At 65.2% G+C, this 15918-nt stretch carries 16 protein-coding genes; 10 read left to right on the forward strand and 6 right to left on the reverse strand.

Annotation, left to right across the window (positions count from 1 at the left end; all coding sequences use genetic code 11):
• Positions 1 to 16 precede the first annotated feature (16 nt).
• The 6 genes from KSS94_RS15065 (at position 17) to eco (ending at position 5886) form a co-directional block, all read left to right on the forward strand.
• Positions 17 to 298 carry a peptidylprolyl isomerase gene (locus KSS94_RS15065; RefSeq protein ID WP_003248318.1) on the forward strand — a complete coding sequence of 94 codons (282 nt, stop codon included), beginning with the start codon at positions 17 to 19 and terminating at the stop codon, positions 296 to 298.
• A gap of 130 nt (positions 299 to 428) precedes the next feature.
• Complete coding sequence (locus KSS94_RS15070) at positions 429 to 2228, forward strand: extracellular solute-binding protein (RefSeq protein WP_217838897.1); 1800 nt, start codon at positions 429 to 431, stop codon at positions 2226 to 2228.
• Positions 2225 to 3283, forward strand: coding sequence for a microcin C ABC transporter permease YejB (locus KSS94_RS15075; protein WP_217838898.1), 1059 nt, complete (start codon positions 2225 to 2227; stop codon positions 3281 to 3283). The genes KSS94_RS15070 and KSS94_RS15075 overlap by 4 nt, the downstream gene beginning before the upstream one ends.
• Positions 3283 to 4299 carry an ABC transporter permease gene (locus tag KSS94_RS15080; protein WP_217838899.1) on the forward strand — a complete coding sequence of 339 codons (1017 nt, stop codon included), beginning with the start codon at positions 3283 to 3285 and terminating at the stop codon, positions 4297 to 4299. Before KSS94_RS15075 ends, KSS94_RS15080 begins: the two co-directional genes overlap by 1 nt.
• Positions 4300 to 4582: 283 nt before the next feature.
• On the forward strand, positions 4583 to 5353 hold the full coding sequence (gene hbdH / locus KSS94_RS15085; protein ID WP_217838900.1) for a 3-hydroxybutyrate dehydrogenase: 771 nt from the start codon (positions 4583 to 4585) through the stop codon (positions 5351 to 5353).
• Positions 5354 to 5406: 53 nt separating this feature from the next.
• Positions 5407 to 5886: a serine protease inhibitor ecotin gene (eco, locus tag KSS94_RS15090; protein WP_217838901.1), complete on the forward strand. Its 480-nt coding sequence runs from the start codon at positions 5407 to 5409 to the stop codon at positions 5884 to 5886.
• Between the two features lie 85 nt (positions 5887 to 5971).
• Here eco and KSS94_RS15095 read toward each other — a convergent pair whose 3' ends face one another.
• Genes KSS94_RS15095 through KSS94_RS15115 form a run of 5 tightly spaced genes read right to left on the reverse strand, consistent with a single transcriptional unit; the run spans position 5972 to position 10406 of the window.
• Positions 5972 to 6727: an ABC transporter permease gene (locus KSS94_RS15095; RefSeq protein ID WP_217838902.1), complete on the reverse strand. Its 756-nt coding sequence runs from the start codon at positions 6725 to 6727 to the stop codon at positions 5972 to 5974.
• The gene (locus KSS94_RS15100; protein ID WP_217838903.1) at positions 6727 to 7932 is read right to left on the reverse strand and encodes an ABC transporter substrate-binding protein; all 1206 of its coding nucleotides are present in this window, start codon (positions 7930 to 7932) and stop codon (positions 6727 to 6729) included. The genes KSS94_RS15095 and KSS94_RS15100 overlap by 1 nt, the downstream gene beginning before the upstream one ends.
• Positions 7919 to 8740, reverse strand: coding sequence for an ABC transporter ATP-binding protein (locus tag KSS94_RS15105; RefSeq protein WP_217838904.1), 822 nt, complete (start codon positions 8738 to 8740; stop codon positions 7919 to 7921). Before KSS94_RS15105 ends, KSS94_RS15100 begins: the two co-directional genes overlap by 14 nt.
• Positions 8737 to 9801, reverse strand: a complete 1065-nt coding sequence (locus KSS94_RS15110; RefSeq protein WP_217838905.1) for an acyl-CoA dehydrogenase family protein — start codon at positions 9799 to 9801, stop codon at positions 8737 to 8739. The genes KSS94_RS15105 and KSS94_RS15110 overlap by 4 nt, the downstream gene beginning before the upstream one ends.
• 44 nt (positions 9802 to 9845) lie before the next feature.
• Complete coding sequence (locus KSS94_RS15115; RefSeq protein ID WP_217838906.1) at positions 9846 to 10406, reverse strand: carboxymuconolactone decarboxylase family protein; 561 nt, start codon at positions 10404 to 10406, stop codon at positions 9846 to 9848.
• Between the two features lie 102 nt (positions 10407 to 10508).
• On the opposite strand from KSS94_RS15115, the gene KSS94_RS15120 reads away from it, so the two are divergent.
• The 3 genes from KSS94_RS15120 (at position 10509) to KSS94_RS15130 (ending at position 13155) form a co-directional block, all read left to right on the forward strand.
• Entirely contained in the window at positions 10509 to 11417 is a 909-nt protein-coding gene (locus tag KSS94_RS15120) for an AraC family transcriptional regulator (protein WP_217838907.1), read from the forward strand.
• Between the two features lie 1034 nt (positions 11418 to 12451).
• Positions 12452 to 12802 (forward strand): cupin domain-containing protein, encoded by a 351-nt coding sequence (locus KSS94_RS15125; protein WP_217838908.1) that lies wholly within the window; start codon positions 12452 to 12454, stop codon positions 12800 to 12802.
• An 11-nt stretch (positions 12803 to 12813) separates the two neighbouring features.
• Complete coding sequence (locus KSS94_RS15130) at positions 12814 to 13155, forward strand: RidA family protein (protein WP_217838909.1); 342 nt, start codon at positions 12814 to 12816, stop codon at positions 13153 to 13155.
• A gap of 99 nt (positions 13156 to 13254) precedes the next feature.
• Here KSS94_RS15130 and KSS94_RS15135 read toward each other — a convergent pair whose 3' ends face one another.
• A complete protein-coding gene (locus tag KSS94_RS15135; RefSeq protein ID WP_217838910.1) occupies positions 13255 to 14316 on the reverse strand; it encodes a GlxA family transcriptional regulator in 1062 nt (353 codons plus the stop codon).
• A 202-nt stretch (positions 14317 to 14518) separates the two neighbouring features.
• Between KSS94_RS15135 and KSS94_RS15140 the strand changes: the two genes are divergently transcribed.
• On the forward strand, positions 14519 to 15910 hold the full coding sequence (locus KSS94_RS15140; RefSeq protein ID WP_217838911.1) for an NAD(P)/FAD-dependent oxidoreductase: 1392 nt from the start codon (positions 14519 to 14521) through the stop codon (positions 15908 to 15910).
• Positions 15911 to 15918: the final 8 nt, after the last annotated feature.

The following is a 15918-nucleotide window of genomic DNA, read 5'->3' on the forward strand; positions in this document are numbered from 1 at the left end:
CCAAGGAGTAGTTCCCATGGCCCGTGCCACCGCCCGCCACATCCTCGTCAGCAGCGAAGACAAGTGCAACGAACTCAAGGCTCAGATCGAAGCCGGTGCCGACTTCGCTGAAATTGCCAAGGCCAACTCCACCTGCCCGTCCAGCCGCCAGGGCGGTGACCTGGGCTCGTTCGGCCCGGGCCAGATGGTCAAGGAATTCGACACCGTGGTGTTCAGCGCTCCGGTCAACACCGTGCAAGGCCCGGTGAAAACCCAGTTCGGCTACCACCTGCTGGAAGTGACCAGCCGTCAGGACTGATTGGCTGAGTCCTTTGAGGGCCCTATCGCCGGCCAGCCGGCTCCTACAGGGAATCGCATCTTCCTGTAGGAGCCGGCTTGCCGGCGATAGGGCCATAGGCACCCTTGCAGCTCTGCTGATCCTGCTGTGCATGGCGCCCAACGCCCATGCCGCCCCCAGCCACGCCCTCACCGTCTACGGCGAAGCCCCGCGCTACGGCGAACGCTTCCAGCATTTCGACTACGTCAACCCAGACGCCCCCAAGGGCGGCAGCCTGCGCCGCTCGGCCAACGACATTGGCCAGTTCGACCATATCCTGCCCTACATCGACAAAGGCACCGGCGTCAGCGAAGTGGACGGCCTGCTGTATGCCCCGCTGGCGGTGCGCTCGTTCGACGAGCCCTACACGGTTTATGGATTGATCGCCCGCAGCCTGGAACGCGGCCCCGACGACGCCTGGCTGCGTTTCGATATCGACCCGCGCGCCACCTTCGCCGACGGCAAGCCGGTGCGTGCAGAAGACGTGCGCTTTACCTTCGAGCTGCTGATGAGCAAGGGCAGCCTCAAGTACCGCACCCTGTTCGCCGATGTCAGCGGCGTCACCGTCGAAGGCCCGCGCCGGGTGCGCTTCGATTTTCGCAAGCCCCACGGGCGCACCCTGCCGCTGGACCTGGCCACCCTGCCGGTGCTGCCCGAGCACGACTGGCAGCAGCGCGACTTCGCCAATGGCGCCGGCTTCGACAAGCCGGTGGGCAGCGGCCCGTACCGCATCAGCCGCATCGACAACGGGCGCAGCATCACCTTCGAGCGTGACCCGCAGTGGTGGGCCCGCGACCTGCCGGCAAGCCGCGGCCGCTACAACTTCCAGCGCGTGCGCATCGAGTACTTCGGCGACACCGAGGTGGCGCGCCAGGTGCTCAAGGGCGGCGGCTACGACTACAACCGCGAGTATTCGGCCACCGCCTACACCCTGGGCTACAACGGCGCGCAACTGGACGACGGGCGCCTGCAGCGCGCCCACCTGGGCCCGGCCAAGCCGCAGGTGGCCCAGGGTTTTGTGTTCAACCTCGACAAACCGCAGTTCAAGGACCGCCGGGTGCGCCAGGCGCTGGGCCTGCTGTGGGACTTCGAGTGGAGCAACCGGCAGATGATGCGCAACCTGTACATCCGCCAGCAGAGCCTGTTCTCCAACACCCCGCTGGCCGCCCGCGCGCTGCCCGACGCCGAGGAGCTCAAGCTGCTCGAGCCGCTGCGCGGCCAGGTGCCTGACGAGGTTTTCGACCAGGTGTTCAGCGCGCCAGTTACCGACGGCTCGGGGATCATCCGCAAACAGCAGTTGCAGGCCCTGCAATTGCTGCAGGCCGCCGGCTGGCACCCTGAGGGCGACCGCCTGGTGAACGCCGACGGCCAGCCGCTGAGCTTCACCTTCCTCAACGGCCAGGCTGGCCTTGAGCGCCTGCTGCTGCCGTGGAAGCGCAACCTGGCGCAGATCGGCGTAGAGCTGAACATCCGCAATGTCGACCCGGCCCAGTACATCAACCGGGTGATGGCCCGCGACTACGACATGATCGTCACCGGCTACAGCGTCACCCTGTCGCCGGGCAGCGAGCAGTACAACTATTTTGGCTCGGCCGCCGCCCACGACCCCGGCTCGAACAACCTGATGGTGCTGCAGGACCCGGCGGTGGACCGGCTGCTCGATGGCCTGGTTCGCGCCGCCACCCAGGCCGACATGCTGCGCCACGCCCATGCCCTGGACCGGGTGCTGCAGTGGAACTACTACTGGATCCCCAACTACTACCCGCCGGGCAGCTCCACGGTGTGGTGGAACCGCTTCGGCCTGCCCAAGGTGCAAGCCGCCTATGACGAAGGCCTGGACACCTGGTGGGAGGTCAGCCCGACGGCGCTGAGCAACCAGCAGATGGACGCACTGAAGGGCCGCGCGCCATGACTGGCTATATCCTGCGGCGCCTGCTGCTGATCATCCCCACCCTGCTGGCGATCCTGCTGGTCAACTTCGCCATCGTCCAGGCCGCCCCCGGCGGGCCGGTGGAGCAGGCGGTGGCACGCCTGCAAGGTATCGGTGGCGGCGCTCCGGGGGCGCGGGCCGAGGTGGTGCACGGCGAGTCCCGTGCCACCCGAGGGCTCGACCCCAAGCTGATCGACGAAATCAAGCGCCAGTACGGCTTCGACAAGCCCGCCCCCGAGCGCCTGTGGCTGATGCTCGGGCAGTACGCGCGGCTGGACTTTGGCAACAGTTTCTTCCGTGGCGCCAAGGTCACCGAGCTGATCCTCGACAAGCTGCCGGTCACCCTGTCGCTGGGCTTCTGGGCCACGCTGATCACCTACCTGGTGTCGATCCCGCTGGGCATCCGCAAGGCAGTGCGCCACGGCAGCCGCTTCGATGCCTGGAGCAGCGCGCTGATCGTGGTCGGCTATGCCCTGCCCTCGTTCCTGTTCGCCCTGTTGCTGATCGTGCTGTTTGCCGGTGGCACCTCGCTGAACTGGTTCCCGGTACGCGGGCTGGTGTCGGACGACTTCGACCAGCTCAGCCTGCTGGGCAAAATCGCGGACTACTTCTGGCACCTGGTGCTGCCGGTCGGCGCCCTGGTGATCGGCGGCTTCGCCACCTTGACGCTGTTGACCAAGAACGCCTTCCTCGACGAAATCACCCGCCAGTACGTGGTCACCGCCCGGGCCAAGGGCCTGAGCGAGCGCCGGGTGCTGTACGGGCATGTGCTGCGCAACGCCATGCTGTTGGTGGTGGCCGGTTTGCCCCAGGCGCTGATCACGGTGTTCTTTGCCGGCTCCCTGCTGATCGAGGTGATCTTCTCCCTCGACGGCCTGGGGCGCATGAGCTACGAAGCCGCGGTATCACGGGATTACCCGGTGGTATTCGGCACGCTGTTCATCTTCACCCTGGCCGGGCTGTTGATCCGCCTGGTCGGCGACTTGTGCTACACCGCGCTGGACCCGCGCATCGACTTCGACACGAGGGCGCACTGATGCTCTCGCCCATCGCCCGCCGGCGCCTGCAGCGCTTTCGCGACAACCGCCGCGGCTGGGTTTCGCTGTGGCTGTTCGCAGCCCTGCTGCTGCTGAGCCTGGGCGCGGAGCTGGTGGCCAACGACAAGCCGCTGCTGTTGTCACACCAGGGCCAGCTGTACACCCCGGCGCTCAAGCGTTACACCGAGCAGCAGTTCGGCGGGCAACTGCCGTTTCAGCCCGACTACCGCAGCCAGTACGTGCGCCAGCTGATCGAGGGCCAGGGCGGCTGGATGCTGTTTGCGCCCATCCCGTTCAGCGCCGACACTCCCAACTACGATTTGCAGGTGCCCACCCCCAGCCCGCCGAGCGCGAGCAACTGGCTGGGCACTGACGATCAGGGCCGCGACGTGCTGGCGCGGGTGCTGTACGGCACACGCACCTCGTTGCTGTTCGCCTTTGCCCTGACGGCGCTCAGTGTGCTCATCGGCCTGGCCGCCGGCGCGTTGCAAGGTTACCACGGCGGCTGGGTCGACCTGCTCGGCCAGCGCCTGCTGGAGGTATGGACGGGGCTGCCGGTACTGTACCTGTTGATCATCCTGTCCGGCTTTGTCGAGCCGGGGTTCTGGTGGCTATTGGGGATCATGGCGCTGTTCTCGTGGCTGACCCTGGTGGATGTGGTGCGCGCCGAGTTCTTGCGTGGGCGCAACCTGGAATACGTCAAGGCCGCTCGGGCGCTGGGGCTTTCCGATACGCAGGTGATGCTGCGGCACATTCTGCCAAACGCCATGAATGCCACGCTGACCTTCGTACCCTTCATGCTTACCGGCGCCATCACTACCCTGACGGCCCTGGACTTTCTCGGTTTCGGCATGCCGGCGGGCAGTGCCTCGCTGGGCGAACTGGTAACCCAGGGCAAGCAGCACCTGGAGGCGCCGTGGCTGGGCTTTACTGCATTCTTTGCCCTGGCGCTGATCCTGTCGCTGCTGGTGTTCATCGGCGAGGCGCTGCGCGAGGCGTTCGACCCGCGGCGCTAACGCCAGGGAAGGCCCGTTTTTGTGGGAGCAACTGTCTTGTGCTGCCTGTACTGGCCTCATCGCCGGCAAGCCGGCTCCTACAGGTGCAGCGTAGGCCTGAGGCTAATGCAACACATGTGGGAAGCGGCCTTGAGTCGCGATGGGCTGCGCAGCAGCCCCGACAATTTTGCATGAGGTCGAGATCCTGGGGCTGCCATGCAGCCCATCGCGACTCAAGGCCGCTTCCCACAGGGATCGCGCCATTTTTTGCAAACTGCACCCCGCCAAAACAAAGGAGAACCGCATGACGCTCACAGGCAAGACTGCACTGGTCACAGGCTCCACCAGCGGTATCGGCTTAGGCATCGCTCAGGTACTGGCCAAGGCCGGGGCGAACATTCTGCTCAATGGTTTCGGTGACCCCGCGCCTGCAATTGCCGCGATCAAACAGCATGGTGTGGAGGTGCTCCACCACCCTGCCGACCTGTCCGACGTGGCCCAGATCGAACAGATGTTCGCCGCCGCCGAACGCGCCTTCAGCCGCGTCGACATCCTCGTCAACAACGCCGGCATTCAACATGTGGCACCGGTGGAGCAGTTCCCGACACAGGCCTGGGACAAGATCATCGCCCTCAACCTGTCGGCGGTGTTCCACGCCAGCCGCCTGGTATTGCCGGGCATGCGCGAGCGCGGCTGGGGGCGCATCGTCAACATCGCCTCGGTGCATGGCCTGGTCGGCTCCACCGGCAAGGCCGCCTACGTGGCTGCCAAGCACGGCGTGGTGGGCCTGACCAAGGTGATCGGCCTGGAAACCGCCACCAGCAACGTCACCTGCAACGCCATCTGCCCCGGCTGGGTACTGACCCCGCTGGTGCAAAAGCAGATCGACGACCGCGCAGCCCAAGGTGGCGATGCCCGCCAGGCACAACACGACCTGCTGGCCGAAAAGCAGCCTTCGTTGGCCTTCGTCACCCCCGAACACCTGGGCGAGCTGGTATTGTTCCTGTGCAGCGAGGCTGGCAGCCAGGTCCGCGGCGCCGCCTGGAACGTCGATGGCGGCTGGCTCGCCCAGTAACGCAGAACCGGGCCTGGCGCCACCTCGCATTCGATCATCCGCAAGGAGGCCTTATGCGCCAAGCCCGTATCACCGCAATCCTCTCCCTCACCCTGGCCGCCACCACACCGGCACTGGCGGCCAGCCTGAAGGACGTCGCCCCCTACCCCGACGCCGAAAAAGGCTTCAGCCGCCAGGTCATCCAGCTGCCGGCCCAGGCTGACGAGTCGGCGTTCAAGCTGGAAATCCTCGCCGGCAAGACCCTGCAGGTGGACTGCAACCGCCAGCGCCTGGCCGGCAACCTCGAAGAACACACCCTGCAAGGCTGGGGCTACAGCTACTACCGCCTGGAAAAAGTCGGCGGCCCCGCCAGCACCCTGATGGCCTGCCCCGACGGCAAGAAGGCCGACGCCTTCGTGCCGGTAGTGGGCGAAGGCTTCATGCTGCGCTACAACAGCAAGCTGCCGGTGGTGCTGTACGTACCGCAGGGCGTGCAGGTGCGCTACCGGGTGTGGTCGGCGTCGAACGACGTGCAAACGGCTGAAGTGGAGTAATCACAGGCCGCTGTGCTGCCTGCAGGAGATTACCCAGCCCTTCGGGCTGCGCTATCGCATAGGGAACACCGCTCCCACGGCAATCTCAGCCATGCACCCAGCGCCGGTGCAAGCCACGGGCCAGCGCATCGAGCATGAAACCCAGCACGCCAATCAGCAGCACCATGGCCATCAGTTCGGAGTACGCCAGCCGGTCACGGGTGTCGAGGATGAAGTACCCCAGCCCCGCACTCACGCCCAGCATCTCGCACGGCACCAGCACGATCCACAAAATGCCGATGGCCAGGCGCACGCCGGTCAGCACATGGCCGATCACCCCGGGCACTATCACCTTGCGCAGCGTCTCCCAGCGGGTGGCGCTGAGGCTTCGGCTAAGTTGCAGCCAGCGCGGGTCGAGCTGGCGTACCCCGGCCGCGGTGTTGAGCAAGATCGGCCACAGCGCGGCGAAGGCCAGCAAGAAGTAGATCGGCTGGTCGCCGACCCCCATCAGCATCACCACCACCGGCATCCACGACAGCGGCGAGATCATCCGCAAGAACTGGAACGCAGGTGTGGTTGCCGCCTCCAGGTGTCGGTAGCTACCCACCAGCAGGCCCAGCGGCACACCGATCAGCAACGCCAGCAGCAGGCCGATGAGGATGCGCTTGAGGCTCACCCAGATATGCCCGTACACCTCGCCCTGGCCCAGCAACTCCACCAGGCTGTGTAACGTGGCCTGGGGCGAGAAGCGCGCCGACAGGCCATCGGCGGCGCCGAACAGATGCACCCCGGCCCACCACAGCAACAACAGCGCCGCCAGGCCCGCCAGGCCCAGGGCGCCATGCACGATGTGCCCACGCATCAGACCGCGAACTCCTCGCTGCGCTGGAAGTTTTCGGCGATGCCGAAGGTCGCCGGGCCGCCCACTGCAGCGATGGCGTTGCGCACGAAGCGGTCATCCACCAGGTCACGCGCCGCGTGCGCAGGGTCGAGGCTGGCAAGGAAGCCGCTTTCGCCTTCGATCAAGGTGTTCTTCAGGCGCTTGACCAGCTCCTCCGTGTAGCTGGGGAACGGGTAAGGCTGGAAGTCGATGCGCTTTTCATCCCATTGCTGGTGCTGGATGGCACCGCTGGCGATGTAGCCGGCGCGGTCCTCGGCGGCGGGCGCCAGCACCTTGGTGAGCACCGCCGGCTCATGCGGGGTGTACTTGTTGGGGCCGGCCTTGGACAGCAAGGCGGCCGCCTCGGCACGGTGCTCGCGGGTCCATTGCTGGGCCTTGACGATGGCGTTGACCACCTTTTGCGACCACTCCGGGCGGTTGTTCAGGTCGTGTTCGTGCATGAACACCACGCAGCAGGCGTGGTTGCGCCATACGTCGCCAGTGAAGCGCTGGATGCGGCCAACCTTGAGGTTCTCGGCCAGGGCATTGAACGGCTCGGCGACGATGTAGCCGGCAATGCGCTTGCTGGCCAGGGCCGGTGGCATGTCCGACGGCGGCAGCACCAGCAGGTTGACCTCGTTGGCCGCCAGTTGTGCGTTGGCAGGCCTGGACACAGCCTTGAGGCCGTTGTCGTCGAGCATCTGCTGCAGCACCACGTTATGGATCGAGTACCAGAACGGAATGGCCACGGTCTTGCCGCCAAGCTGCTTCATGTCAGTGATGTCCGGGGCTACGGTCAGGCCCGAGCCACCGACATGGTTCCACGCCACCACCTTGGCCGGCACCTTGCTGGCATAGCGCGCCCACACGGTCATCGGCGACAGCAGGTGGATCACGTTGACCTGCCCGGAAATGAACGCCTCGATCACCTGGGCCCAACTGCGCAGCAGCACCGGGCGCTCGGCCTTGATGCCCTCGGCCTCGAACAGGCCGTTGTTGTGGGCCACCAGCAGCGGCGTGGCGTCGGTGATCGGCAGGTAGCCGATGCGCACCGGCGCATCCGGCTCGGCGGCGGCGCGCGCCTGCAGGCTCGACAGCAGCGGCACGGCGCCGGCGGCAGTGAGCATGGCGCTCAGTTTCAGAAAGTCGCGACGGGATGTCGAAGAACAGCAGTCATCCATGCACATGGACAGCCTCCGAGGGCAAGGGGGTTGGGGTGGGTTCGGTGGTGCGGCTTGCCCGCCGTAGGGTCTTGAGAATTTCGATACGCAGCGCGCCCAGTTCCTCGACCCGCTGCGCACGCGGCTGCGGCAGGTCGATGTGCCACTGGCCGAGGGTGCGCGCCGGGTGGTTGCCCAGTAGCAGCACGCGATCAGACAGCAGCAGGGCTTCGTCGATGTCGTGGGTGATCAGCACCGCAGCGGTGTTGTGGTTGGCGATCAATTGCAGCAGCAGTTGCTGCATGTCGGCGCGGGTCACCTCGTCCAGTGCACCGAACGGCTCGTCCAGCAGCAGCACCTCGGGCTGGCGCGCCAGGCAGCGGGCTAGCGCGGTACGCTGGGCCATGCCACCGGACAGCTGCGCCGGGTACTGGTTGCGGGCGTGGGCCAAACCCACGGCGGCGATGGCGTGGTCGATGCGCGCACGCCGCTCGCGGGCCACAAGCTTGGGCTGGCGGGTGAAGTCCAGGCCGAAGGCGACGTTCTTTTCCAGGCTGAGCCAGGGCAGCAGGCTCGGGTCCTGAAACGCCACCGCAAGACGCGGATGCGGGCCCTGCAACGGCTCGCCGTGCAGCACCACCGTGCCGCTGCGGGGCTGCTGCAGGCCTGCCAGCACCCGCAGCAGGCTCGACTTGCCCACACCGCTGGGGCCGAGGATGGTCACCACCTCGCCCGGCGCCAAGGCCAGGTCGAACTGTTCCAGCACGGCCTGCCAGCCACCTTCGCGGGGGTAGCCCAGGCTGATGTCGCAGGCTTCGAGCAGCACCTCGGTCATGCCGCAGACGCCTGGCGTTGCAGTTCGGCGCGCAGTTGCACCAGGCTCGGGGTGACGATGGGCACGAATGCCGATTCGCGCCAGCGGCGGGCGAAGCCTTCGCCGTAGGCTGTGAGGTAGGCCTTGCCGCCACTGGCCTGCAGCTCCAGCTGCACGGCGTCGGCGGCGCTTTCTGCCAGGGTGATGCGCAGCTTGAACAACGCCGCCGGCTGCTCGAGGAAACGGCCCTCGCGCAGGCCCTGCTTGAGCTCGCCGACGGTGTTTTCCAGGCGCTCGGCCAGTACCTGGCGAGCCTCTTCAAGGAACGAGGCGCGGCCGTTCAAGTGCTCCTGCACTTCGTCCAGGGCGCGGCGCGCAAGGCCGATGGCCAAGCCGCACTGCAGGGCGAGGAACGCCGGGCGCACCTTGGGCAGGAACTCGCGGGCGTTTTCGTGCAGCAACCAGTCGCGGGCCAGCTCTACCTGGTGGAAGGCCAGCGCGGCAGTGTTGCTCGATTGCATGCCCATCAGTTGCAGGTCGTCGGAGCGCTCCAACCCTTGAGCATCGGACGGGATGGCGAGCACGAACGGCGCGCCACCGGCATCGTCCTCGATGGCCGCAGCCACCACGAAGCCGCTTTTGCGCAGGTTGGTCACCCAGTGCAGGCGGCCTTCGAGGGTCCAGCCGGCATCGCCGGGGCGGCCACGCACTTGCAGCGCCTCGATGCCAGACAGGAACTTCATGGCGTTGGACAGCCCCGTGGCGCCGGCCAACTCGCCTCTGAGCAGGCTCGGGATCAGCCGCTCGCGCAGCGCCTGATTAGGGCTTTGCAGCAGGTATTCGATAAAGGCGCGCTGGCCCCAGCAAACGAACGCGGCGGCCAGTGAACGGCTGGCGATGGCGGCGATGGCCTCGACCGCGTCGCTGACCTCGCCCCCCGAGCCGCCCAGTTCGGCGGATACGCCGATGCGCAGCAACTGCGATTCGGCGATATGCGCCAGCACCCGGTGCGGGTCGCACTGGCCCTGGTCGATGGCCTCGGCGTTGGCATCCAGCCATTGACGAAATGCGGTATCAAGCATGTCCCTACTCCTTTGAAACGCCGGCCCCGCCGGCATCGGACGGTTTACGCCGAAGGCTGCCAACGGTACTTGCCAAGCTCGTCATTGAGCGGCGTCTGGGCGAACACATTAGCAAAGTTGCACAGGGTTGCGAGACTCACGCCAAGAATCACTTCCAAGGCGTTGCCCTCGCTGAAACCGGCCTCGCGAAACGCCTGGTAAGTGGCATCGCTGACATTGCCACGGGTGGCGATCACTTCGCGGGCGAAGGCGGCCAAGGTTTCGTAACGGGCGTCCGGCAGCTCGCCACGGGCACGCAGGGCGTCGACCACCTCTTGCGGCAACTTGGCCTTGTTCAGCGCCACGGCGGTGTGGCCGGCCACGCAGAAGTCGCAGCCGTGCTGGGTGGCGGCAATCAACTGCACCACTTCGCGCTCGGCCAGGGTCAGTTCGGACTTGCCGTTCAGCGCCGAGACGGTGACGTAGGTTTCCAGTGCCGCCGGGGCGTTGGCCAGGATGCCGAGCAGGTTGGGAATGAAGCCTGAACTCTTCTGGGCGTTCTCGAGGAACGGACGTGCGGCTTCCGGAGCGGTCTGCAGGCTGTGTAGAGTAATGCGCGCGGACATGGAGCGGTCTCCCTTGATGTAGGTCGCTACAGTCTGTTGGTTATAAGAAGTAGCATCCATATTCATCAGTCGCCTTTCCTTGCTCCTGAGTCCTTGCATTAGATGATTTCATCCAGCCATCTCGTCGATTGGTTATTAGAAGGCCTGGAGCTCGACGCCAGCCTGTTCCACGTGGGCCGCTACTGCGGTGGCTGGCATGCCAGCACCCAGGGCATGGGCCGCGCCAGCTTTCACCTGGTGGTGCAGGGGCACTGCTGGCTGCATGTCGATGGCCACGCCGAGCCTGTCAGGCTGGAGAGTGGCGATGCGGTGTTTCTGTTACGTGACCTGGGCTACCGGTTGTCTGGCGCTGGTGACGCGCAGGATGCCTGCGCCCAGCCGCGCCAGGCCATGGCGCCACTGGAGCTTGATGCCGATGACGGCGTGGGGCTGGTGTGTGGCTTCTTCGACTTTCGCTCGGGGTTGTCGTCGATGATTGTCGAGGGCTTGGCCGACTGGATCGTGCTGCGCGCCGAAGACCCGGCCGGCAGTGCTGCCCGGGCGTTGTTCGGCTTGATTCTGGAAGAGTGCCGGCGCTTGCCGCAGCCGTCGCAAACGCTGCTTGAGCGGCTGACGCACTTGTTGTTTTTGTATGTGCTGCGCCAGCAGGTGCATGGCGGGCAGTCCCTCGGCGGGCTGGTCGCCCTCGCCCGCCAGCCGGCCTTCGCCGGGCTGCTGGAGCAGTTGATCGAAGCGCCGGGGCAGGCCTGGACGCTTCAGAGCATGGCGGCTTGCACGGGGCTTTCGCGGTCGGCGTTCTTCAAGCGTTTCAGTGAATTGGCCGGGGAATCGCCTGGGCAGGTGCTGCTGGCGTTGCGCATGCGCCACGGATGTCAGTTGCTCAGGGGCGGGAGTACCGTGGAGCAGGTGGCGGTGCAGGTGGGGTATCAGTCGGTGGCGGCGTTTACCCGGGCGTTTGCCAAGGCGGTGGGGGTGCAGCCGGGGGCTTATCGGAAGGGGGGTGGGGGGTAGGGTTCGGGGTTTTATGGTGATTGCTTTGGGAGATGTATGCTCATTCATTGACGATATACGCTTTTCGTCACCTTTCCGCCCTTACGGCGGGTCACTTTTTGTCAAACGCGACAAAAAGTAACCAAAAAACGCTGGCTCCCATCATCCGGCCCTACGCTTCGCTCCGGGTCCCCTCGCTCCGGGCTTGCTCCGGAGGTACGCGCCGACGGGCCGTCCCTGGCCCGATCGGCGCTCGACCGGCATCCATGCCGGTCGCCCTCCTACGCAAGCCCTACGCTCGGCCTCCTGAAGTCGCGATTTGTGTTGCCTGAACTATCGCGCGCTTAGAAGCAAGATCAAGAGCCAGATCAAGAGCCAGATCAAGAGCTGGGATATTGGTTTAGTTGTTATTGATGTGTTGTTAGTTCGGGCCCTATCGCCGGCAAGCCGGCTCCTACAGGGTTACGCGTTATCCGAATTAACGCGTTCCACTGTAGGAGCCGGCTTGCCGGCGATTGCGATCCTGAGTTCCCACAAATGTAACTAGCGGTTAGCTGCGCCAGTGCAGGCACCGCCACTAACTTCGCGACTTCAGGAGGCCGAACGCAGGGGTTGCGCAGGGGGGCGACCGGCATGGATGCCGGTCGAGCGCCGATCAGGCCAGGAACGGCCCGTCGGCGCGTACCCCCGGAGCAAGCCCGGAGTGAGGGAACCCCGCCGCGGGCGGGGCTGATGAATGGAGCGAGGATTTTTTGGTAATTTTTTGATCCCTCAAAAAGTGAGCCGCCGTTGGGCGGAAAGGTGAATAAGCGCCAATGCAAATAATGAATGCACATAAAACTTTCAAAGCCAACCAAACCAACTTAAACAGATAAACAGATAAACAGATAAACAGATAAACAGATAAACAGATAAACAGATAAACAGATAAACAGATAAACAGATAAACAGATAAACAACCTACCTCTCATCCCACATCCCGTCCCAACCGTTATATCCCCCCCCAGAACACCAATGCCATATTGCCCCGCAACCCAAGCCCAAAGGAACCCAACATGCCCCAGACCCTGACCGTCGTGCGCAACGCCCCCACCACCCCGCTAGGCGCCCCGACCCCCGCCCGCCTGCCGGTCGGCGAACCCATCGCCCAGGCCGCCACCGCCCAGGACCAGACCGATGAAACAGTCGGTGCCAGCATCGGCGTTTGGGAAAGCACCCCCGGCACCTTCCGCCGCCACCTGAAAAACCGCGAATTCAGCCACATCGTCAGCGGCCACTGCACCTTCACCCCCGACGGCGGCGAACCCGTCGAACTGCGCGCAGGCGACGCCGTGCTGTTCCCCGAAAACTGCGAAGGCGTGTGGCAGATCCACGAAACCCTGCGCAAAACCTACGTGCTGTTCTGAAGGAAAGCGCAATGATCGAACGTATCAACCCCGGCCCACGCGCCAGCCAGATGGTGCTGATCGACGGCCGTATCGAAACCTCCGGCATCGTCGCCCTGGCCCCCCAAGGTGACATCGCCGCCCAGACCCGATGCGTACTGGCCCAGCTCGAGCAATGGCTGGCGCAAGTCGGTGCAGGCAAGCACAACATCAGCCGTGTGCAAATCTGGCTGGCAGACATGGCCGAGTTCGCCGCCATGAACGCGGTGTACGACGCCTGGGTGGGTGACCAACCGCCCGTGCGGGCGTGTGTAGGGGCTGCGCTGGCAGCGCCGGAGTACCGTATCGAGATTCAGGCTTTCGGCCAGCGTTGAAATCGCCATCGCGGGGCAAGCCCGCTCCCACAGGTACAACGCCAGATTCAGGCGCTGTGCAATCCTGTGGGAGCGGGCTTGCTCTGCGATTCTTTTCGGCTACAACTCCGGGTCCAACCCCACCTTGTCGCCATGCCAATCGAACCGCTCCACCTCATGCCGGCGCTTTCTGAAGCTGTACGGCGTCTCGCCATACTGCTTGCGAAACCACAGGATGAAGTGCGACGCATCGGAAAACCCGCAGGTCAGGGCAATGGTGGTGATGTTCTGGCTGGTGTTCACCAGCAGCCGCCGGGCATGGTCCAGGCGCAGTTTGCGCCAGTAGTTGGCCGGCGGCTCCTGGGTGTTGGCGACGAACTCGCGGTGCAACTGGCGCGGGTGGGTGCCCACCGCCTCGGCCACCGCCTTCAAGGTCAGCGACGCATCCAGGTTGGCGCGCATGAAGGCAATCGCCCGCTGCACCCGGTCGTTCTGGTACACGCTGTCGCTGGCAGCCTGCTCTTGCTGCTGCTCGGCGCGCTCGTCCACCAGCAGGTACTCAAGGCCCTTCTGCGCGCGCACCGCGCCGCAATGGCGGCGGATCAGGCTGGCGGCGAGGTCAATGGCGGTGCCGCCCGGGCAGGTGATGATGCCGCGGTCGTCCACGTAGCTCTTGTCGATCACCGCGGTGGCCAGCGGAAAGCGCTCCTTGAACTCATCGCGCAAGGTGAAGTGCAACGCACAGCGCCGGCCGTCGAGCAGCCCGGCCTTGCCCAGCACGAACGAGCCTGAGCACAAGGCAATGATCGGGATGTTCGCCGCATGCAGGTCGCGCAGGGCGTCCAGCAGCCACTCGGGCGGGTTGCGGGTTTGCTCCAGCAAACCGCCGGCGAGCACGATGTAGTCGTACTGGGTCCACAGGTTCAGGGGCTTGGTGGGCGAGATGGGCATGCCGCAACTGGCGGTGATCGGCTGGTCGTCCAGGGTCATCCAGTCCCACTGGCAATACACCTGCTGGCTGCGGAACGACTTGTCGGCAGCAAAGCGCAGCGAATCCACCAGGCCCGCCACCGGCACCAGGGTGAACTGGTTCATCAGCACGAAGCCCACGCGCAGTTCGGGCTTGACCGACAGCAGCGGTTGCGGGGCATGACCGGTTTGTACTTGTTGTTCTGCGAACATGGCCTGTGACCTCTGGATATCCGCGTTTTGCGCCATTTTAAGCAGCGCCCGACAGCCGGAATATCATAGATCTACCGGTAAATAGAAGCTTGCGGACAAGCGGCTTACCCGTACCATCAATTGTCATGGCTGTAATATCCGCCCCCGCCAGGCGCTGAGCATCATGTGGCCAACAAGACCAACATGCTCAGAGGCACCCTTTATGTACCGCGGATTCTGGTATGCCCAGGCACTCGACCTGGACAGCGACCTGGCCCCTGCCCTGCAGGACTCGATTCAAGCCGACGTATGCATCGTCGGCGGTGGTTTTCTTGGCCTGTGGTCGGCCATCCGCCTGAAACAGGCGCACCCCGAAAAGACCATCGTCATCGTCGAGCGCGACCGCTGCGGCTCTGGCGCCAGCGGGCGCAACGGCGGCATCGCCACCAACTGGTGGGGCAAGTACCTGTCGGTGCGTACCATCTGCGGTGATGTCGAGGCGCGGCGCATCTGCGAGGCGGCCGAGTCGGCCATCGACGAAATCGGCAGCTTCTGCCAGGAGCACGGCATCGACGCCCAGTACCGCAAGGACGGCTGGCTGTGGACCGCCACCAACCAGCGCCAGATGAACTCGTGGAAGGTGCTCACCGACGGCCTGCAGAAGCTCGACGTCAACCCGTTCCAGGAGCTGGACCGCCAGACCATTCGCGGCCGCGTCGGCTCGCCGCTGGTGCTGGGCGGCATCTTCGACCCCAACGCCGCCACCGTGCAGCCGGCCATGCTCGCCCGCGGCCTGCGCCGGGTGGCATTGAAGCTGGGTGTGCAGATTTTCGAAAAGTCACCGTTCACCCACCTGGTGCGCGGTAAGAACCCGGTGGTACACACCGCCAAGGGCCATGTGAAAGCCAACCACGTGGTGCTGGCGCTCAACGCCTGGGGCGCGCAGTTCCCCGAGCTGCGCCGGATGATCGCCATCATGTCCAGCGACATGGTCGCCACCGCGCCGGTCAAGGCCAAGCTCGACGCCATCGGCTTCAGCCGCGGCGAGTGCATGACCGACTCGCGCACCGTGCTCAACTACTGGCGCAACACCCCGGACGGCCGGGTGGTCTTCGGCAAGCCGCTGGGCCAGTTCGCCTACGCCGGGCGCATCGGCAACCTCTACGAAAAGCCCTCGCCTGCCGCTGACAAGGTGGCCGCCGAACTGCGCCGCCTGTACCCGCAGCTCGAAGACGTACCGGTGGTCAGCAGCTGGACCGGCCCCATCGACCGGGCCATGAAAGGCCTGCCCAACTTCGGCTACCTCGACCACCACCAGACCGTCAGCTACGGCATCGGTTTCTCGGGCAATGGCGTGGCCACCACGGTGTTCGCCAGCCGCATCATCAAGTCGCTGGCCACCCACGCCAACGATGAGTGGGCCAACTGCGGCCTGGTCAACCAGCAGATGAAGCTGCTGCCGCCAGAACCCTTCCGCTTCTTCGGCGCGCACATGGTGCGTGACGCCCTGGTGCGCAAGGAATCGCTGGAAGATCACGACCAGGACGCAGGTTTCATCACCCGCCAGTTGGTCGGCATGGCCCCGGCCGGTTATGTGCCGGCGCAGAAGAAATAAGGATTCGA

Source organism: Pseudomonas fakonensis (assembly GCF_019139895.1).
GTDB classification, from domain to species: domain Bacteria; phylum Pseudomonadota; class Gammaproteobacteria; order Pseudomonadales; family Pseudomonadaceae; genus Aquipseudomonas; species Aquipseudomonas fakonensis.